Annotated in this window: 19 protein-coding genes and 1 pseudogene; 11 read left to right on the top strand and 9 right to left on the bottom strand. The window is 37.3% G+C overall.

Annotation, left to right across the window (positions count from 1 at the left end):
* Nucleotides 1-232: 232 nt before the first annotated feature.
* Entirely contained in the window at nt 233-838 is a 606-nt protein-coding gene (locus tag ACFSBH_RS20375; protein ID WP_017795854.1) for a TetR/AcrR family transcriptional regulator, read from the bottom strand.
* A gap of 96 nt (nt 839-934) precedes the next feature.
* On the opposite strand from ACFSBH_RS20375, the gene ACFSBH_RS20370 reads away from it, so the two are divergent.
* The 6 genes from ACFSBH_RS20370 (at nt 935) to ACFSBH_RS20345 (ending at nt 4,792) form a co-directional block, all read left to right on the top strand.
* The gene (locus tag ACFSBH_RS20370; protein WP_251517118.1) at nt 935-1,648 is read left to right on the top strand and encodes a GAP family protein; all 714 of its coding nucleotides are present in this window, start codon (nt 935-937) and stop codon (nt 1,646-1,648) included.
* Between the two features lie 24 nt (nt 1,649-1,672).
* Entirely contained in the window at nt 1,673-1,894 is a 222-nt protein-coding gene (locus ACFSBH_RS20365; RefSeq protein WP_017795852.1) for a hypothetical protein, read from the top strand.
* A 103-nt stretch (nt 1,895-1,997) separates the two neighbouring features.
* Nucleotides 1,998-3,149, top strand: a complete 1,152-nt coding sequence (locus ACFSBH_RS20360) for an acyltransferase family protein (RefSeq protein WP_285853876.1) — start codon at nt 1,998-2,000, stop codon at nt 3,147-3,149.
* A gap of 460 nt (nt 3,150-3,609) precedes the next feature.
* Complete coding sequence (locus ACFSBH_RS20355) at nt 3,610-4,047, top strand: RNA polymerase sigma factor (RefSeq protein ID WP_251517122.1); 438 nt, start codon at nt 3,610-3,612, stop codon at nt 4,045-4,047.
* Nucleotides 4,031-4,285 (top strand): helix-turn-helix domain-containing protein, encoded by a 255-nt coding sequence (locus tag ACFSBH_RS20350; protein WP_017795849.1) that lies wholly within the window; start codon nt 4,031-4,033, stop codon nt 4,283-4,285. Before ACFSBH_RS20355 ends, ACFSBH_RS20350 begins: the two co-directional genes overlap by 17 nt.
* 360 nt (nt 4,286-4,645) lie before the next feature.
* On the top strand, nt 4,646-4,792 hold the full coding sequence (locus tag ACFSBH_RS20345) for a hypothetical protein (RefSeq protein WP_017795848.1): 147 nt from the start codon (nt 4,646-4,648) through the stop codon (nt 4,790-4,792).
* Between the two features lie 205 nt (nt 4,793-4,997).
* On the opposite strand, the gene ACFSBH_RS20340 is transcribed toward ACFSBH_RS20345, so the two are convergent.
* Both ACFSBH_RS20340 and drcA read right to left on the bottom strand, forming a co-directional pair.
* Nucleotides 4,998-6,923: an ABC transporter permease gene (locus tag ACFSBH_RS20340; RefSeq protein WP_251517124.1), complete on the bottom strand. Its 1,926-nt coding sequence runs from the start codon at nt 6,921-6,923 to the stop codon at nt 4,998-5,000.
* Nucleotides 6,910-7,677: a daptomycin efflux ABC transporter ATP-binding protein DrcA gene (gene drcA / locus ACFSBH_RS20335; protein ID WP_017795846.1), complete on the bottom strand. Its 768-nt coding sequence runs from the start codon at nt 7,675-7,677 to the stop codon at nt 6,910-6,912. Before drcA ends, ACFSBH_RS20340 begins: the two co-directional genes overlap by 14 nt.
* Nucleotides 7,678-7,883: 206 nt before the next feature.
* Between drcA and ACFSBH_RS20330 the strand changes: the two genes are divergently transcribed.
* The 5 genes from ACFSBH_RS20330 (at nt 7,884) to ACFSBH_RS20310 (ending at nt 12,484) form a co-directional block, all read left to right on the top strand.
* Complete coding sequence (locus ACFSBH_RS20330) at nt 7,884-8,555, top strand: response regulator transcription factor (RefSeq protein ID WP_017795845.1); 672 nt, start codon at nt 7,884-7,886, stop codon at nt 8,553-8,555.
* Nucleotides 8,552-9,577, top strand: a complete 1,026-nt coding sequence (locus ACFSBH_RS20325; protein WP_017795844.1) for a sensor histidine kinase — start codon at nt 8,552-8,554, stop codon at nt 9,575-9,577. The genes ACFSBH_RS20330 and ACFSBH_RS20325 overlap by 4 nt, the downstream gene beginning before the upstream one ends.
* Nucleotides 9,578-10,276: 699 nt before the next feature.
* Nucleotides 10,277-10,531 (top strand): helix-turn-helix domain-containing protein, encoded by a 255-nt coding sequence (locus tag ACFSBH_RS20320; protein WP_017795843.1) that lies wholly within the window; start codon nt 10,277-10,279, stop codon nt 10,529-10,531.
* A gap of 517 nt (nt 10,532-11,048) precedes the next feature.
* The gene (locus tag ACFSBH_RS20315; protein ID WP_017795842.1) at nt 11,049-11,234 is read left to right on the top strand and encodes a DUF3173 domain-containing protein; all 186 of its coding nucleotides are present in this window, start codon (nt 11,049-11,051) and stop codon (nt 11,232-11,234) included.
* A 38-nt stretch (nt 11,235-11,272) separates the two neighbouring features.
* Entirely contained in the window at nt 11,273-12,484 is a 1,212-nt protein-coding gene (locus ACFSBH_RS20310; RefSeq protein ID WP_251517126.1) for a site-specific integrase, read from the top strand.
* Between the two features lie 56 nt (nt 12,485-12,540).
* Here the strand turns inward: ACFSBH_RS20310 and guaA are convergent.
* The 6 genes and pseudogenes from guaA to ACFSBH_RS20280 all read right to left on the bottom strand — a co-directional run.
* Nucleotides 12,541-13,482, bottom strand: a pseudogene (gene guaA, locus ACFSBH_RS20305) (glutamine-hydrolyzing GMP synthase); the annotation flags it as partial.
* 137 nt (nt 13,483-13,619) lie between these two features.
* Entirely contained in the window at nt 13,620-15,812 is a 2,193-nt protein-coding gene (locus tag ACFSBH_RS20300) for a transglutaminase TgpA family protein (RefSeq protein WP_251517128.1), read from the bottom strand.
* Complete coding sequence (locus tag ACFSBH_RS20295) at nt 15,809-17,077, bottom strand: DUF58 domain-containing protein (RefSeq protein WP_251517130.1); 1,269 nt, start codon at nt 17,075-17,077, stop codon at nt 15,809-15,811. The genes ACFSBH_RS20300 and ACFSBH_RS20295 overlap by 4 nt, the downstream gene beginning before the upstream one ends.
* Nucleotides 17,077-18,036, bottom strand: coding sequence for an AAA family ATPase (locus tag ACFSBH_RS20290; RefSeq protein ID WP_251517133.1), 960 nt, complete (start codon nt 18,034-18,036; stop codon nt 17,077-17,079). The genes ACFSBH_RS20295 and ACFSBH_RS20290 overlap by 1 nt, the downstream gene beginning before the upstream one ends.
* 132 nt (nt 18,037-18,168) lie before the next feature.
* Nucleotides 18,169-18,336 (bottom strand): hypothetical protein, encoded by a 168-nt coding sequence (locus tag ACFSBH_RS20285; RefSeq protein ID WP_379599460.1) that lies wholly within the window; start codon nt 18,334-18,336, stop codon nt 18,169-18,171.
* Nucleotides 18,337-18,966: 630 nt separating this feature from the next.
* Nucleotides 18,967-20,463 (bottom strand): amidase, encoded by a 1,497-nt coding sequence (locus tag ACFSBH_RS20280; protein WP_379599458.1) that lies wholly within the window; start codon nt 20,461-20,463, stop codon nt 18,967-18,969.
* Nucleotides 20,464-20,524 lie beyond the last annotated feature (61 nt).

Raw genomic sequence — 20,524 nt, 5'->3', positions numbered from 1 at the left:
CTTTTGTTAGCATCGTTCATTGGCATAACCTCCAGATTTTTTTCTAAAGAGATTATCTCAAGAACGGATATTTAATAGAAGGTGTTCATTGTTTGACGCTTACAAGAATACTCCTCCTTTAATTTAGCAACCATCATTCAACATACATTTATTCCACACTATTTTCCGATTACCCTTTTTTTCTAAAAAACAAAATCTACTAACTCATCGAATAATATTGATAAATGATCAACTAACTCAATTGACTTTCATTGCAGAGTGTTTCTAAATGATAACGGATTACTTCCTTCACCTTATCTGGAGAGTAGACGTCAGGTCTTAACAGAGCATGAATGGACAATCCATCAATTAATGCCGCTAGCCTACTCTTTTCTAATTTTACATTAGTTGAATCAGATAAAATCCCTTGTAGAACTAATATCTCGATCATTGAACTTGCTAATTCATACATACCGTTAGTCATTTCATCTTTTTTTTCTTTTAAAGTATCACTTGTAAGTGACTGAAGTGCAAGGATCCACCAAACACTCGTTTCGATTTTCTTTTCTTCATCAATTGGAATAAGCTCTAATAAAACTTCCGCAACCGCCTGCAATGGATTGTCTGACCAACTTTTACTTTGAGAACGTTTTTTCCCTTCTTCCAGATAATAATCCATGATAAATAATAACATTTCATCCTTAGTTGAAAAATAATGTCTTAACGCTCCAGCAGACATGCCTGCTTCAATAGCAACTCTTCTTATAGATGCTTTTTCGATTCCCTCTTTCTTAATAATACTCCAAGCGGCCTCAGCAATTGACTTCCTCTTTTTTTCATGATTAACAATCCTTGGCATAAAAAATCACTTCCTTTTCTTAACACAGTGTGTTATTATAATTTTAACACACTGTGTTATTTAAATTATAACATATAAAAAGGAGAGACTCTATATTTGATCGAAAGTATTGAAGCATTAATGCCTTCTTCATCAATAGACACATCGATAGCTTTGCTAATTATTTCTATTTGCGCATTAATTGATATATTAAGTCCTGGTGTACTTGCTGTAACAGCCTATTTATTATTGACACAGCCTAATCAATTATCTTCTCGCTTGCTTGTTTTTTTGTTTATTACGCAGTTTGGCTACTTCATAGTGGGCTTATTCCTATACTTTGGTGGAGATTCACTATTGAAAGGAATCGGAAAATTATCTGAATTTGACTTTATCAATTGGTTTTATCTCCTTTTTGGAGCAGTTATTGTTCTAATTAGCTTCTGTAAACCAAATGATAATACAAAAAAACGTTTAATTTCATTTATACCCCAAAAAACAACGATGAAAGGGATGATCATGTTAGGTATCATTGTTTTTCTAATTGAATTTGTAACTGCGTTGCCTTACTTTTATTCCATTTTGTTAATGAATCACCTAACAATTAAGCCTTCCTCTTCTATCTTTATTATAATTGGCTACAATCTTGTAATGGTGCTTCCTTCTCTTCTTTTGTTAGGGGTTAATATTATGTTTAAAGAGAGATTGCAACAATTTCTAAATAAAATTAGATCAAAATTAAATGAAGCTCCGATTTCCTCACTGTTGGTAGCGATAGGAGTAGTAGGTGCAGTTTTTTTCAATATCGGTCTTAGAGGAATATTAAATTAAAAAATTATTAATGAGGTGTTCATCATGAAAGAAATAATCAGTGGACTTGGTCTACTTTTTGTTATACAGGGAGTAGGCGGATTAATTAATCATTTGACTAATGGTGGAAAAAGCTGGTTTTTGGTAAATTATATTAATGCGTTTCAGGGATTTGAAATTGTTATGGACATTATTTTTATTGTAGTTGGTGGGGTCATAAGTTTAGCCTCTTGGAAAATAGGCGGATCAACTAAAAGAGAAAATTAAAATATAGAGCAAATAGGACGGTTTATACATAGCCGTCCAGTTTGGCGGATGCTCCGTTGAAATATATTTTTAAATGTTTATAGAGAGGAACATAAGAATTATTATGAATTCAAGACATATAGGGAGCTTGTCTCCCCAAAAGGAAGAAAGATTATATTTTATTGATAATCTAAGAGGAGCTCTTACAGTGTTGGTTGTGTTTCATCATTTGGTGTATTTTTCCATCTATAACGAGGTATTAACACAAGGGTCTATTGGGGTTGTAATGGGCCTTCTATTTCTTGCTTTTAACCAGACTTTCTTTATGGGGACATTTTTTCTTATTTCTGGTTACTTTGTCCCTTTATCTTTTGAACGAAATGGGGCAACTCGGTTTATCAAGGATAGATCTATCCGATTCCTAATCCCATTTATCTTCTATATTTTCATTCTTAGCCAAGTTCAAGCAATTGAAGCCTATATACTTAACCAAAAGCCATTTACATGGCAAACCTATTTTTCACATTTAACTTACGGCCCGATGTGGTACGTCGAGCTACTTTTCGTATTCGTTTGTTTATACGCAGTCTGGGCGAAGTTTATGAGTAAAAATAAGCTATCAGTAGTTCGGCAGAGTACGCCACCCACCTACAGGATGTTTACAGTCTTTGTAATGATATTAGCAGCAGGATACTTCACCATAAGACTGTGGGTTCCTGCTCTTGATTTACCCGGTGGATCTCCCGAGGTTCAATCATTTGTTGGACTTTTTACAGCAAGCGGCTATGATCTCCCACAATATGTCGGGCTATTCATTTTGGGTATCATCGCTTACCAACGTAATTGGTTTCGAAATACTCCTGATTCTATGGGGAGGGCGGGTTTTGGAATTGCAATTGGAGCATCGATTCTTCTTCTACCCTTAGTCTTGATATTTGGGGTAGACGGATTACAGTTTTCTGGCGGCTGGAACTGGACATCTTTGGTTTATTCTCTGTGGGAAGCTCTATTTTGTGTTGGCGTCATTCTCGGATTAATCATATTCTTTCGCGAAAGAGTTTTTCATCAAGGAAAAGGTTGGAGCTTCTTGTCAGCCCATTCTTTCGTGATTTACATCATTCATATACCGATTATCGCTATTGTTATTGCTGGATTGAAGGTCATCCACTTTCCACCATCCTTCATGTTTCTAGCTATGATTCTGATCACGTTACCACTTTGCTTCTTGTTAAGTTATATAATTAAGCAGATTCCCTTTGTGTCAAAGATTCTTTAGGGATGGTGAGTATTAAAGAAGAAAAGAGGATACGACGATAATCATATCTGCCCTTATGCTTCTCAAAATAGAACTAATGAGCCTTTTCCACTTGGAATTTTTATCTGAGTGCTCAAAAGTATTAATTTTATAATAATAAGTGTTACGTGGAATACCGGAAATTTTGAGTAATGTCTTCACAGGATAATCGTGCCTTAGCTCATATATTACTTTTTGTTTTGTCGTAATTTGTTTTCTTTTTGAACTAAGGCTTTCCACTTTTTTAAATAGAATTTTCCATTTAATAAAATGTATAAATTTTTACTCCCACCTGGCTTATGTTCAGTTGGGCTTTTTTGTATTTAATGAATATTTTTTAAAATATTGCTCTTATTTTTGGCATCTCATAAAAAATCTTGTTGAAGGTTATGAAAGGGGAAATCATCACCCACCTTTGCAGTTGCGAAGGGAGAGGAAATGCATGATAGAACCAGATCGTACCGAGTGGCAAGTTCGCTGTGCATTTAATGCTTTTTGTAAACGTGTACTGAAGAATGAAGCAATCAATATTTTCAACAAAAGACAACAACGACAAGCAAAGGAGATGACATTTTCTGATCTCACACCACAAGAAGAAAATCAACTCTATACCTTAGATCAGCAATATGAAGGAGAAGAAGGACAAAGTTTTCAAGTGGTTGGAAAGAAAATAACTCCGAAATTACTCGCTGAAGCGTTGCGTACTTTGCCAATAGAAAAGCGTAAGACAGTCCTACTATACTATTTTTTTGATAAATCAGATGTAGAAATAGCCGAACTACTAGAGATTCCTCGTAGTACGGTTCAGTATAGACGGACAAGCTCTTTTAAAAGGTTAAAGCGATTTTTGGAGGAACATGCAGATGACTGGGATGATTGATGCTAACACAAAAGACAACGAATGTGGCTTATTACCGTATCCAATTATTTTAGCTGCAAATAAGGGTGATCCAGAAGCGATGAATTACGTTATTTTGCATTATGGAAGCTATATGGCAAGTTTGTCTATGCGTAAACTTTATGATGAGCGTGGTAATACGTATTGGGGCATTGATGTAGACACACATGATCGTTTACGTTCGAAGCTTATGCAGGGCATTTTAGCTTTCAAGATTTGATTACATGGTTAAGTTTTCCCTTTCACATATATTGTTCTTTGACAAAGAAAGCACGGAAGATAACGCCGTGCAGTATAGACCGAAAATCAGATACGTTCTACTGATGATGAGCCACTTGATTCATACGCCATGACTTTCGATAGAAACGAGCGATTATCTATGAGTCTAATACAATCGTGGTGGATTGCTGGCGATAACCCATCAGTATGGATAATGATACTCCTCTACCGTCATGGTTCGAACGTTCAAAGCGTCGCAAGCTTTGAGTAGAGCTGGAAGGAATACTTGCAGGGGTGAAATTCCCGTGGAGCTGTACCAACAGCCGTCTGATTTTTAATTAATTATAGGGGGGCGTGTTTTTTGAAACAGGATTTGATTCTTTATAGTATACAAATTGCTATGTTAAAACAACTGCTAACCCGTAATTTGATTACCAAGAAAGAATATTACATGGTTAAAAATAAATTAATGAAAGAATATGGCATTATTTCTGATATTACAGACTGAATTGTGTTTCTATTGGCGATACATTTTGTATAGGAGTTATCATATTTCCAATCATTCGATTTTTTGTTGTTAGAAGATTTAAGGATGTTCAATTTGATCTTCAATAATATAATCGGTCTAGATTCCAGAGTAATGAGGATTTTTTTAACAAAGGAATACATGAAAAAACACCTCCCGAACCGAACATTCGAGAGATGTTTCGCCCTTATTTGTTTACAATGCGATTGTACGTATTAACAGTTAATACGTAATAGACTGCATAGATAATAACAAAGAAGACTATAGCCATTAGAATAGGGAAAATAAGATTGATTCCAATGAGATTAGAAATAAAGTTGCTAGTAAAGTACAATGCCACACAACTGTGCAATATTCCTATGGTTAGTGGCAATCCAAATACAAATAATGACTGCCTTTTGATTGATTTACGTATATCCTTTTTATTGACACCGATTTTTCTAAGGATTTCATAGTGTCCTTTCGCCTCATTCGCTTCTGTTAACTGTTTGAAATAAATGATACTTCCAGTTGCTGCTAAAAATACTAGCCCCAAAAATCCGAAAATAAAGAGAGTAATTGCGTTTCCTTCTTTACCTTGCTTATACTCCGTATAAAATGATGAAGAAACTTGAAAATCGTTTCCAACCAGTTTATTTACTTTCTTTGATGTGGCTTGTGCCGTTACTTCATTTTCCACTTCATACACTTTATAAGTTAATGGAGCCTCTTTTTTGGCTATCTCAGCAAACATTTCGTTACTGACTACTAGAAAGAAATCGGGATAATCGAAAGGTAGCACATTACTTTCAACCATATGAACAAATGGCAGTTCGCTGCTTCCTTGAGGCAATTGAATCGTTATATTTTCTCCTTTAAAAACCGACTTCGTATATTCAGTAAACCTTGGCTGGATTACTGCTGCTTGATTTCCTGATAGTGAGACTGTTTCATCCTTATTTAAAGCATTCGCTACTTTATTAAATGTACTTTCTGAGATTAATTTCACAGGATTTATGTCATAATCCAGTTGAAATGAGAGTATCCCTTTTACCTGAATGACGGGTATGTCTAGTTGGGCTTTTATTGGATGTCGATGATCTGCTTTTATTATGCTCTCCACCTGCGAATCAAATTCTGGACCTTTTGACAAATGCGAATAGCTGAATGGAACAACTTCCTTAGCTCTTTTTTCGTTGCTGTAATACCCACTGTAAGTTGCACCTAAGAAACAGATCGTAGCAGCACTCAACAATGCAATGACTGTAAAGGTACGTGCATTCCCTCTAATACGAAACAGTAAACGAGATGTTTCAATTATTCTAGTTCCTCTGTAATAACGCGACTTATTTTTTTGTGATAATCTTAATAAATAGACCGTTACAGATCGAAAAAATAAATGGGTGCCAATGACGAGAGCAACAAAAGCAATACCATAATTTTTTATTAAATATTCCGTAGTAAATTCGTCAGGAAATGGTTTTAATATCAGCCAGTAACTAACGACAAGAAATATAACTCCGATAACAGCCGTAATAAGTGAAACCTTTGGAATTTGTTCTCCTTTTTTCTCATCATAGAATAATTCGATTAATGTAAAACGATAAATCAAACGGTAACCTTGAACGGAAGTGAATAAAATAATGACCATAAAGACTATGACTGTTTGGGTAATCGCTAGAATGGAAATACCGAAGTCCACCTCGGCAATTGAACCCATAAGTTTTATTAAAATCATTGCAAATAATTTGGAAAGTAAGGTTCCAAGAATAATTCCAATAACTATTGCAATGATTCCCATAATCAAATTTTCATAAAACAACATTTTTGCAATGGTTTTCTTGCGTAAACCAAGTATGGCGTACAATCCGACTTCTTTCTTCCTTTTTCTTGTGAAGAATGAATTGGAGTACAAAATAAAGATTGCTACGAATAAAATTAAGATAATTGATGATACCCCAAACATGAAACTCATTGTATCCGACAATTCAATGCTTTCCTGAATTTTTTCGCTATATTGCAAGGTAGTGAACGTATAATAAATAACCATGCTGAAGACGAGTGTAACAAAATAGACAAAATAATTATTGAAATTACCTTTAATATTTTTCCTTGCTAAACTAAATAACGTCATTTGCTCCACCCCCCAGTGCGGATAGAACATCCAATACCTTGTTGAAAAATTCTTTGCGGGATCTTTTCCCTTTTACAAGTTCTGTGAAGATTTTACCGTCTTTAATAAATAGGACGCGATTACAATAACTTGCCGCATAAGCATCATGGGTAACCATTAAAATTGTTGCCTTGTCTTGTTCATTAAGATCCTTTAAACTTTCTAATAAGTCTGTTGCTGATTTCGAATCCAACGCACCTGTTGGTTCATCTGCCAATATTAGGTTTGGCTTTGAAATAATCGCGCGTGATGCTGCCGTGCGTTGCTTTTGTCCCCCAGAAATTTGGTACGGGTACTTATTTAAAATGTCGCGAATGCCAAACTTATCTGCCACTTCATCTGCTCTTCGTTCCAATTCCTCAACGTTCAATTTTGCCAAGGCTAACGGCAAGATAATATTTTCTTTCACAGTTAGAGTATCTAATAAATTATAGTCTTGGAAAAGGAAACCAAGTTTGTCACGGCGAAAGGCAGATAATTGCTCTTCATTCATCTTTGTCAAATTGATTCCGTCAACCACGATGTCACCAGCAGTCGGCTCGTCAATTGTTGCCAATATATTTAGTAAAGTTGATTTACCAGCACCCGAGGGACCCATAATACCGACGAATTCACCTTCCATGACGGTTAAGTCTATATCCTCCAAAGCTGAAAATACATTTCCCTTTGCACCATAGACTTTTTTTATTTGTTTTGCTTCGACAATAGTTTTCATATTTAAATCCTCCATTCAGAATAGTTTTGTTTTATGTTTTTATTTTACAATAGCTGCTCTTTATATAAACTTACAGCTTGATCTCGTAACCTTACATTTTCGTCACATTGATAAAAAATATATTAAACACGATGTTTTCTTTGTATGTTGGTCGATATTCAATTAATATGATGTTACAGAAGGATGATTGTTTGGAGGGAAGAGGAATGAAAATCATGATTGTGGAAGATGATTTGACCATTCGTGATATGGTAGGGGAAGCATTAGAAAAGTGGGGTTTTGAAACCGTTAAGATCGAAGACTTTGACCAAATCATGCAGGTATTTCTTAATCATGATCCTCACCTAGTCATCATGGATATCAATTTGCCATCGTTTGACGGATTTTACTGGTGTAATAAAATCAGAGAAATTTCAAAGGTCCCTATGATCTTTCTCTCTTCCCGTGATACACCAATGGATATAGTGATGTCGATGAACATGGGAGGAGATGATTATATTCAAAAACCTTTCCATATGGATGTATTGATTGCAAAAATAAATGCACTCCTTCGCAGAACGTATTCCTATATGGAAACACAGTCTCAGACAATGGAACATGATGGAATTATATTAAATCTTGAAAACGGAGAGGTCTTACATGGAGATCGAAAATCGGAACTCACGAAAACAGAATTTCTTATTTTAAAAATTCTTATGAAAAATAAAGGAATCATCGTCAGTCGTACGAAAATGATGCGTAGCCTTTGGAAGAATGAAAATTTCGTGGACGAAAATACATTGACGGTTAATATTGCTCGCCTGCGTAAAAAACTTGTTGAACTTGGAAAAGAACACTTTATTACAACTAAGAAAGGACAAGGTTATATAATTCAATGAATTTCTTTCATTACTTAAAAGATAAACGGAATTTCTTTATATTAAACATGATCATTATGTTCTTTGTTTCTTTGATGATGATTGTGAGCACAGATTCCAGAAACGCTGTAAGTAATATCGTATATACCAATATGGTTATCTTTTTTATTGTAGCTATATACGTAATCATCGAATACTATTACAATAGAGAATTTTATCGGGAATTAAATGATGTGGTTGAAAGTAATCATGAAGAATTTCTCGCAACTCTGCCTAAACCGCGAAACGATGAACAACTGTTATATCTTGAGTTATTAAAAAAAGTAAATAGTGTGCATGGCGATCAATTACAAAAGTTGTATAACGAAAAAATGGATCATCAAGACTTTATTACATCTTGGATTCATGAAGTCAAGGTTCCGATTGCGGCAGGTCGCTTGCTTATGGAAAACAGTAATGGAAGAACTGTTGAAAACCTTGTGGACAAGTTTGAAGATGAGTTGGATAGAATCGAAAATTACGTGGAGCAGGCTCTTTATTATTCTCGCATTGATTCTTTTTCCAAAGATTATTTTATTTCCGAGGTAGTGTTGGATCAAGTCGCTAAAAATAGTGTAAAGAAATTTGCCAAATCTTTTATTAACAAGCAAATTCGTTTTCATATGGACAATATTGAACAGGTTGTCCATACCGACAGTAAATGGCTTGGTTTTATTATGGATCAAGTTTTTTCAAATTCTTTAAAATATACAGGTGAAGGCGGGGAAATCTCCGTACAATTTGAGGAAGATCGAAAAGAAAAGCGGCTACAGATTCAAGATACAGGCATTGGAATTAAGCCAGAGGATATCAGCCGCGTATTTGAAAAAGGATTTACAGGATCTATTGGGAGAAGTCATGCCAAATCTACCGGTTTAGGTCTCTACCTTGCAAAAGAAATGGCTCTTAAATTAGGACATGACCTTTCCATTCATTCAGAAGATGGGAAATATACGAAGGTCATCATCCACTTTCCAAAAATCAGAAATTATTATCATCTATAAGTATAATGGTGGGGTTAAAGAAATTGGTTAATCGGAAAATAAGTATCAAATTAAAGGTGTTCGAGTAGAATAATGTTTATCGTAAGGCTTAATAAATATTAAATAATATAGTCAATAGTAAGTGCATTAATTGATAAAAAATGAGTAATTGAAAATAGCTATAACCAGGTTTTTATTATATTTTGATCGAATTTTTCAAAAATTGTTCTATTAATACCACGATAAATCAAAGTTATATGTCCTCTTTTTATCTCCAGTTCCAAGTATGGGAAATATTATCCATGGTTTCACCATGCATATGCAATGACTTTTGAAATCAACTGAGGCTCAAACACTTTATTTAAGATTTTTATTTGGTTATATTTTTATGTTCTTACTATTTTATTTAGCTGGACCTTTCAAGTTTCATTACGGTTAACAGATAAGAAATGATTTTAAAAAACTTTATTTTTGTATTATTCATTATTATGTTCGATCAGTTTTTATGTGAATTGTAATAAAATAGAGTTTGACATTTAAAGTATTTCTTGTTTTGGTCCTTAATATTAAATATTAAAAATGATTCTACCTAACTGTTAATATTCAGTTGGGTTATTGTTTTTTAAAAACTTTTTCTCTGATTTTTGGCATTTTACAAAAAAACTTGTTGAAGGTAATGAAAGGGGAAATCATCAAGACGTTTTTTGGAGGAGCATGCAGATGAATGGGATGATTAATACTAATACGGAAAGCAATGAGCGTGGCTTTTTGCCGTATCCAATCATTTTAGCTGCAAATAAGGGTGAGCTAGAAGCAATGAAAGTAGTTGTTCTACATTATAGAAGCTATATGACAAGTTTATCCATGCGTAAGCTCCGTGATGAACAAGGAAACACTTATTGGGGCATCGATGAAGATACACGCGAACGCTTACGAGCGAAGCTTATGCAATCTGTTTTAGCTTTCAAAATTTGAATACAGAATGGTTAGGTTTTCCCTTTCATTCATCATATATTTGTTCTTTGACAAAGAAAGCACGGAAGATTACGCCGTGCAGTATAAGCAAAAAATCAGATACGTTCTACTGATGATGAGCCAATTGATTCATACGCCATGACTTTCGTTAGAAGCGAGCGATAATCTATGAATCTAATGTAATCGTGGTGGATTGCTGGCGATAACCCATCAGTTAGGATAATGATACTCCCCTATCGTCATGGTTCGAGCGTTTGAACCGTCGCAAGCTATGAGTAGGGCTGGAAGAAATACTTGCAGGGGTGAAATTCCCGTGGAGCTGCACCAGCAGCCGTCTGATTTTTGATATTCAATTTAGCAAGATAGGTTAAAGTAACTATCAAGTTATGACATTAAATCCTTTTTATTTTAGTGCAAGAGCCAAATTCACGCAACGTATTAGAATTAGTTTTATAGAAGCGATATAATAATAGACAGATATCAAATAGCATATCCTAGTCTATGGAAAGGAGTTCATATGGTCACAGTCACTAAAAAAGACTTGATAGCACTAGGTTATGGTCCCTCTTTTTCAGCTGATATCATTAGAGAATGTAAAAAACTAATGATTTCAAAAGGACATGCGTATTATCAATCTAAAAAGTTAGATCGTGTTCCTAAAGAAGCTGTTGAGGAAGTATTAGGGATAACTTTAGATGTGTGATTTGTACTTCTTGCACTAATTGCGTAAGGAGTGAAATCATGACTAAAGATATCGTCAAAAAGGCAAAGAACGGAACATATTATTTTCGTGCTAATTTAGGGTATCACCCGATCACTGGCAAGCAAATTCAGAAATACCGTAGTGGTTTTAAAACTAAAAAAGAAGCAAGGGAAGAATATTCGAGGTTACTGCTTACAAAATCAGATGAATTGGAAGAAAAGCAAGATGACATTCTGTTCCAACAGTTTATTGAAGATATTTTTTTACCTTGGTATAAAACACAAGTAAAAGAAAGAACGTACGAAAATCGATTACCGACCGTAAGAAAACATTTCACTTTTTTTAATAGTTTAATCACTACCGAAATTACCCCGATTCATGTGCAAAAATGGCAATTAGCATTATCTAAAAAGAAGTATCGTTCTTCTTATATTAGAAATGTTCAAGGGTTATTTTCCATGGCGATGGATCGAGCGGTTGTTTTAGGTTTAGCTGAAAGTAATCCATCTAAAATTGTTGGAAATGTAAAAAAGACAAAGACAAAAATAGATTTTTGGACCAAAGAAGAATTTGAAAAAGTCATCTCTCTTTTTTATAAGGAAGACTACTATCAACACTTTTTATTTATCTCATTGTGGTTTTTATTTATGACTGGGATGCGGATTGGAGAAGCCACTGCAATTCAATGGGAAGATATTGACTTTGATTCTGGCGTGTTATCTATTGATAAAACACTTTACTATAAGAATTTAGATAATTACTCTTTTGTAGAACCAAAAACAAAGGCTAGTGTGCGCCAAATTGCATTAGACGGGGATACTTTAACTTTACTCCGTGAATGGCAGAACGTGCAGCAAGCTGTCATTCAAACCAATTATGTGATGAGCTATAATGGTGTTCCTACACAAAAACATACGTTGGCGAATGCCATTACACGTTTTTCAAAAAAAGCTGGGGTTCATCGAATTAGATTACATGCTTTAAGACACTCTCATGCTTCATTGCTTATTAGCATGGGTGAAAACCCATTAATCATTAAAGACCGTCTAGGGCATGAAGATATTGAAACGACACTCGGCACTTACGGACATTTGTATCCTAACAGTAACTTTGAGGTAGCCCATAAATTAGAAGGTATTATGTCTTACCAAACAGCAACACAAAATGAAGATACTTCACCTAAAAATCAGTTCACTGCTCGTTACCTACGTAAAGGATTAGAAACAAATAATGCAATAACAATGCAATGAAAATAGAGTAAAGAGCCGAAACCCTTATAAACAAAGGGGTTTCAGCTCTCCTTCTACTACTCCCACTCAATCGTTGAAGGTGGTTTACTTGTTATATCGTAAACAACGCGATTAACCTCATCAAGTTCAGTTACAATTCTGCTTGAAACCTTCTCAAGCACATCCCAAGGAATTCTTGCCCAGTCAGAAGTTACCCCGTCAACTGAATTCACAGCACGGATACCAACTGTATGGACATAAGTACGTGCATCATCTTTAACACCTACGCTACGAATGTTCGGCAGGATGGTAAAGTATTGCCAAATTTCACGGTCTAAACCAGCTTTTGCAATTTCCTCACGTAAAATTGCATCTGATTCACGAACGATTTCAAGTTTTTCTTCCGTTATTTCCCCTAGCACTCTAATTCCAAGACCTGGGCCTGGGAACGGTTGTCTCCAAACGATATGGTCCGGAATTCCAAGGGCAGATCCTACTGCACGAACCTCTTGTTTATACAATGTCTTGAGTGGCTCAACTAATTCAAATTCCATATCTTCTGGAAGACCGCCAACATTATGGTGGGATTTAACTACTTTTGCACCGTCACCACCACTTTCGATCACGTCCGTATAAACAGTTCCTTGAGCTAGGAAATCAATATCCTTCAACTTCTTAGCTTCATCATCGAACACATAGATGAACTCATTTCCAATGATTTTCCTTTTTTGTTCAGGATCTGTGACACCTTTTAATTTGGAGAGGAAACGCTCTTTAGCATCCACTTTTATTATATTCATATGGAAATCTTCAGCGAAAACCTTCATCACTTCATCAGCTTCATTTTTACGCAACAACCCATGGTCTACGAAAATACAAGTCAGTTGATCACCGATTGCTTTATGCACCAGGGCAGCAGCAACAGAGGAATCCACACCCCCGCTTAGACCGCAAAGAACTTTACGATCACCAACCTGTTCCTGAATACTTTTCACTTCACGTGCAATGAATTCTTCAACATTCAATTCTTTTCTCTCCATCACTTATACTCCTGTCTAATTAGATACCGTTATCTGTTAACCGTACCTATTGATAATATTTTCATTCTACTAACCAAGAGTAACAAGGTCAACCTACAACTAAAATAATGAATGAACTAATTGGCAGAAACAGCCTTTATCAACTTCTTCCATAAGCCTATCAACTTTTCGAGATCTGTTGAGTCAAAATCATCACGGTAGAGCAATTGTTCATAGTGTGCTGTCAACACTTGCATCTCACCTGTAAGATAACGGGCATCCACTCGTTTTGCAAATTCCCTCAACGTCTGATCTTCTTTACGTCCGTAACCTTTATGTTCGAGAACAGTTAATAAATGAAGATAAGCATCTTGGAATGATTTTTCATCCCTGTTTTTCCCTAATTTGAATTCATGTAACTTAGTTTTAATCTTTAACCGCTGTTTATACATGATAAACACCATTCCTAAAATTATCAGTACAATGATACCGAGCTGCACCCATGAGAATTCAACATCCCCGCTATCTCCTTGTCCCATTACCGGCTCTGCTTCATCCTCTTCTGTTTCTACATCATTCTCTGGAAGGTCTTGATGTGGCACCTCCAGTACATCGTCATATTCTTGATAATCTGTTTCGGAACTTTCCATATGAAAATCCGTCAAATTGGAGAACCCCTGGGTCGGTTCAAACGTCACCCAGCCTATTTCCTGGAAATACACCTCAACCCAAGAATGGGCATTGGCATTCGTAACTTGATACAAATTATAACCTTCGTTGCTTCCTTCACCGATCACCTCTCCACCGGTAAAGCCTTTTACCCAACGGGCTGGAATATCAATTGACCGGAGCATGACAACCATCGCAGTTGAGAAATTATCACAATATCCCATTTGTGTTTCAAACAAAAATTGGTCGACATAATCCTCGTCTGGTCCAGGTATCGCCACTCCAGTTGTCTCATACGTAAAATCATTGCTGCTGAAATAACGTTCAATTGCTCTGGCTTTATCATATTGATTATCATATTCGGATGTAATCTCAAGCGCCAAATCTTGGACCCTTGTCGGCAACGAATCAGGCAGTTGCAAGTAATGAGATATATCAAATGTTTCGTCCGCTTCTTCCCGTAAAGCAGTCAGGGAGAAGGATGGATGTTCATAAGCTAGTTCATAATAATCCAGCTTCGTCTGCTCTCCATTACTACGGGCCTCAATGGATTCCGTGAGATAGTCCACACGTAAAACCACATCATGGGAAATGTCTGTCACCCTTTTTATTCCATAAGGATAAACGAGCTTACTAAAATTCTGGCCTTCTTGGAAGGTAATCCTTGCAGTTAATTCTTCTGTCTCGACTTCAGGATGAAATGCACCTATTACAAATTCGTGATGTGAGTGATCACGGTACATTGGTTCACCTGAAGTTTCCCAACCTTTTCCTGTATAAATATCTTTCGTTTCAATCCGCCAATATTGGTCTCGGCTTGCCTCCGCAGTAAAGACAGGCGTATCATCCTGGATGAATGAACCTCCAAGCTGACTATCATCTTCACCGTAACCTACTTTACGAACAGTACCATCTCCTGAACCGCCACGCACTTGTTCTGCTGCACTCTCAATAAACGGAACTGGATCTGGCCAAATCGGATCCAGTTTTGGTGCGAGTACTCCTATAAATACAGAAAAGACAATAGTGAGAATAAGCGGCACACTCCACGGCACTTTATTTTTAATCCGTTTGAAGGATAAACGTTCCCTTTCCAGTTCACGATTAAAATTAGACATCGCAAGTGCAACTAAAGAGATGACAAAGATGCGTATAATCGCAAATGTAGCGTCATACATCGTGAATGTATCCAACACGGTAATATAAACGAACGTCAAAAAGATGAACAAGAAAATGCGTTTCATTTGTACGAACCAGTAGTGCAATAAATAGCTCATCAACCAGATGAGCAACAAGAATAAAAAGCTACGGAACAATGGACTCAAATAATACCAATTTTGCGAGACGAGAATATCAATATTAATCATCAATTCCATTGCAAGACGATTAAACCATTCCCGACTAAGAAACGTCATTTCAAAATAAAGTCCATTTAAAATAAAAGCGAGACCAAACCCTTTTAAAAGAAAGCTGACCCACCATTTCAATTGAAGCACTGAAATGAAAAAGCAGAACACGGCATAGAGGACAAAGATGGAAATACTACTCGTATCCGTGACCTGCTCAATTGGATATAGCCATTCTAAAAACAGAAAAAGACCACAAAGGTATAGGGCAACCGTATAGAAACGTGGGATAGTAACTAGATTCCTCTCTTTCATCGGATACTCACCTCTAGTGGTGTTGCTGCTAACTGTCTCTCCGTCAACACATGAATTTTTGTACCTTCTTTTTTCATTTGAGCGATCATCTTCTGCTCGCTTTCTAAAATAAAGGCGGAACCTTGGATAAACATAACCACAATTTGGGCAGTCCGCTGTTTTAGTTCCTGAATGGTCAGTCTAAAGAAGTCGTCAATAGACGAAGTGAAAATGACCAACCGTTCCAGTCTTTTCTGGCCCTGCATCGTTTCCTTCAACAATCGAGAAAAGGACTCTTCTCCATCCGGCTGGATTTTAGTCAGATAGTACCGGATATCCCCTTTCAACTGATTGGATTCTCTAATGGAGAAGCTACGGACTTCCGAACCAATGGTCAATAAGTGCACGTCAGATGTGGTGTTTTCAAGTTTAGCCAGCATCGAAAGTGCCAGTTCCACACTCGCTTCAAAAGCAAGGGGGTTTATATTTTTAGGCAGCGTAGCGTCAAGAATAAGTAGGAGTTGGTTGCTCCTTTCAATCTCAAATTCTTTTGTCATCACCATTTGGTTCTTCGCCGTTTGTTTCCAGTGGATCCAGGAGAAACGATCACCTGGTTCATATTCCCTAACACCTGTTGCTACCGTTGTATTCTCGAGCTGAAAACTATTTACCGCTGTTTGGCCCTGTTCAAAACTTTGGGCACCATCGATTAATTTAATTTCCCTCTCATGAGGCTGTACAAGCAGTTCATCTTCCAAAGTAAAAACATGTTCTTTCTTTACAAAGCCAAACACGTCGCTGATTCTCACCCGAACAGCTTCCAGCTTATGTTCCCCTCTTGGTAGCTCTTCCAGCTTAAAGGGGATTTCTATCCTTTTTCGGAATCCGATGAGAAAGATTTTTTTCATCGAACGTGTAAACAATAACTTTTCAGGTTCATTTAAATGCGAATAGTTATGGTGTTTCCTGTCTTTCCTATTCAACGAATCTGACATGATTTCCTCAAAGATTCCGTAATATAGTGGAAAAGGAAACTTCCGCTCAATCGTTAGGACAACCTGTGCTGTACCTCCAGCTTTAATAAGCCGGCCAGACAATACTCTCGTTACTTTCCAATTTTTTATCGGATAACAGACCAAAACTAAAAGATACAGTAATATTGGAAGAAAACTATAAAACAAAAACCAGCTTACAAATCCGCCTTGGAACATCGCATAAGAAAACAAGACGATAATCAAGGTGAGAATAAAAAGTAAATTACCAATGAAACGGAACGTAACTTTCATCAGCTAAATTCCTTTCGAACCGGAATATGAGTTGATTTTAAAATCGAATCAATAATCCTCTCACCAGTATCTCCATTGTACCTACCTTCAGATGAAACGATTATCCGATGCACCAATACGAAAGGCGCCAAATACTTCACATCATCCGGCAGGACATAATCCCTGTTATTGATGTATGCATACGCTTTCGCTGCCCTCATCAATGCAATGGAACCACGGGGACTGACGCCAAGGTATGATGATGGATGTTCTCTTGTCCGATTCACTATATTTACGATATAGGTTTGAATTGTATCAGCAATATACACGTCTTTTACTTCTTCTTGGATGTCAATTAATTCTTCTCGGGATAGGACTGCATGAATGGTATCAATCGGGTGGTTCATTGAAGTTCTTTCAAGAAGCTCAATTTCTTCTTTGAAAGTCGGATAACCAATTTTCAACTTTAGGATAAAACGGTCGAGCTGAGCTTCAGGTAAAGGGTATGTACCTTCGTACTCAATCGGGTTTTGTGTTGCCATTACAAAGAACGGATCATTTAAGGATATTGTTCTGCCATCCACACTGACACTTTTCTCTTCCATGGCTTCAAGTAGTGCAGATTGGGTCTTAGGTGAGGTTCGGTTAATTTCGTCAGCCAATATCACATTTCCTAAAATTGGCCCTCCGCGAAATTCAAATTCCATTTCTTTAGGATTATAAATGGAAACTCCTGTTACATCTGAAGGTAGCAAATCCGGAGTAAATTGTATCCTTTTAAAATCACAGTCTAATGATTTAGCAAGAGCTTTTACTAACATGGTTTTTCCAACGCCTGGTACATCTTCTAAAAGAACATGCCCTCGTGCTAATAAAGCCACTAAGCTTAAGGTAATTACCTCTGCTTTTCCGATCATCACTTCGTTCATATTTTCAATTACAGGACTGATTTTTTTGTTATAGGCCGTAAGTCTTGTCATCTTATCCGTTCCTCTCTCCACCAATTATCTATAGGAATCTATCATTCTATCAGCTAGTATTAGACAGTTTACAAACATTTATACTATCACTATACAAAAAATTGTGATTGAAGTAAAAGGAAGATTGTTAATTTACAGGTTTTGTTTGTATGGTTCATTTGGATTAAGACTCACATGCTTTCTTTTTGGTGAGTATGGCGGGGGATGAAGGGCTGAAAGAGTGCTCAACTTTTCTCTTGGGCGTTCATAACGAGGATGAGCGACCGAATGAGTGCTCAACTCTTCTGTTCGAGCGTTCATAACGAGGATGAGTGACCGAATGAGTGCTCAACTCTTCTGTTCGGGCGTTTATAACGAGGATGAGGGTCCGAATGAGTGCTCAACTTTTCTCTTCGGGCGATAATAACGGGGATGAGGGACCAAATGAGTGCTCAACTCTTCTGTTCGGGCGTTCATAACGGAGATGAGCGACCGAATGAGTGCTCAACTCTTCTGTTCGGGCGTTCATAACGAGGATGATAGACCGAATGAGTGCTCAACTCTTCTGTTCGGGCGTTCATAACGAGGATGATAGACCGAATGAGTGCTCAACTCTTCTGTTCGGGCGTTTATAACGAGGATGAGCGACCGAATGAGTGCTCAACTCTTCTGTTCGGGCGTTCATAACGAGGATGAGCGACCGAATGAGCGCTCAACTCTTCTGTTCGGGCGTTTATAACGGAGATGAGCGACCTGATAAGCGCTCGACTTTTCTGTTCGGGCGTTTATAACAGGGATGAAGGACCGAACAAGCGCTCAATTTTGTCATTCGGGTCATAATAACAAGAATGAAGGACCGAGCGAGCGCTCAACTTTCCTATTCGAGCGTTTATAAATAACCGTCTATCAAAAAAAGCAGTGAATCCAATGATTCACTGCTTCATAACTTCATTATTTAAAATAAGGGTTGCCTTTCAGTCCAATCCAGTTGTCGGTTTGCTCTAGTTGGTGTGCCAACTGCAATAGGCGGTGTTCTTCACCTTTTGATGCGATGACTTGAACACCGAGCGGTAACCCTTCTTCTGAAACATAGACCGGCATAGACATCGCTGGCTGACCTGTTAAGTTCGCCAACATGCCGAATGGAGTATATGTCAGACTTGGAAGGAACATATCATATACGAGCTGTTGCTGTTCTGCTTGATTACCTTCATGGATCTTTCTTAAGTACTCTTCCCGCTTTTCATCACTAGTCTCCAACTGTCCAATCTTCGGGGCAGTATCTGCTGTGGCTGGTGTAATGTAGAAATCATAAGTTTCATGCAGTTTCGCCATCTGAGCCGCGGCTGTGTCCCATGATGCAAGACTTGCAGAAAAGTCAGCCCCAGAGATGGATTTACCAGCGACATGCATGAGCCAGCCTTCAAGTTCAATATCATCTTCTGTTATTTCACGGCCGATCGCTTGCTCCAAACCTTTTACAGTCATGTTCATTTCTCCGCTGTTCATGATGTAATAATCCCGCATCAACTGGATTCCATCAACACCATTATCCCGCTCTTCCACTTCATGACCTTCTGATTCCAACCATTTGACGACTTTCAAGACCGCATTTTTCGCATGCTCTGAAACTGGTGTGCCCACTGGTGAAGCAGTTGTGTATGCGATTCGTAACGGTTTCTTGTTTTCCATGTTCAATGCCGCTTGATAATTATCGACAAACACCGGTGCATGGAAAGCTGCTTCAGGCTGGAAGGTCTGCAATGCATCCATCATTGCTGCTGCATCCCGGACCGTTTTTGTCAGCATAAAATTAATCGATGCCCCTTGCCAATCACGACCCGCGCCTGGTCCAACAGGCATTCTTCCTCTAGTAGGCTTTAAACCAAATAGTCCGGAGAAAGAAGAAGGTATTCTGATTGAACCCCCTCCGTCACTTGCTCCTGCTACCGGAACAACACCTGAAGCAATAGCAGCCGCAGCTCCACCGCTGGAACCGCCTGGAGAATATTCTGGATTCCAAGGGTTCCTAGTAGGTCCATATAATTTAGGTTCTGTTATATTTTTCAATGCGAATTCCGGTGTATTTGTATGCCCTAAAAATACAAAACCTGATTCTCGTAATTTTTTCACAAAATTAGACTCGCCTTCTGCTACATAATTGGCAAGTAGTTTAGACCCGGAACTTAAAATTTCACCCGGGAGTGATTGTGAAACGTTTTTCAACATGGTTGGAACTCCTGCAAAAGGTGTTTTACCAACCTCTATCTTTTCCGCTTCCTGTAATGCTTTTTCTTTCCTGATACTGGTAGCCAAGTTAAGCTCTGGCTGAACCTTTTCCAGCTGTGTCAGTGCAATTTCCGTCAATTCTTTCGTTGTGACTTCTTTATTCTTTAAGAGTTCTGCTAGTCCTACTGCATCGTATGCTGCGTATTCTTCAAATCTCATTCTGTCACCTCATAAAAGTAATGTAATCTTTTTCATTGTATCACCGTTAACGATAATTTTC

The organism is Oceanobacillus luteolus, from assembly GCF_042678205.1.
In the GTDB taxonomy this organism is placed as follows: Bacteria; Bacillota; Bacilli; order Bacillales; family Amphibacillaceae; genus Oceanobacillus; species Oceanobacillus luteolus.
The sequence above is the reverse complement of the archived record's forward strand: the minus strand, read 5'-3'. Positions and strand labels throughout refer to the sequence as shown.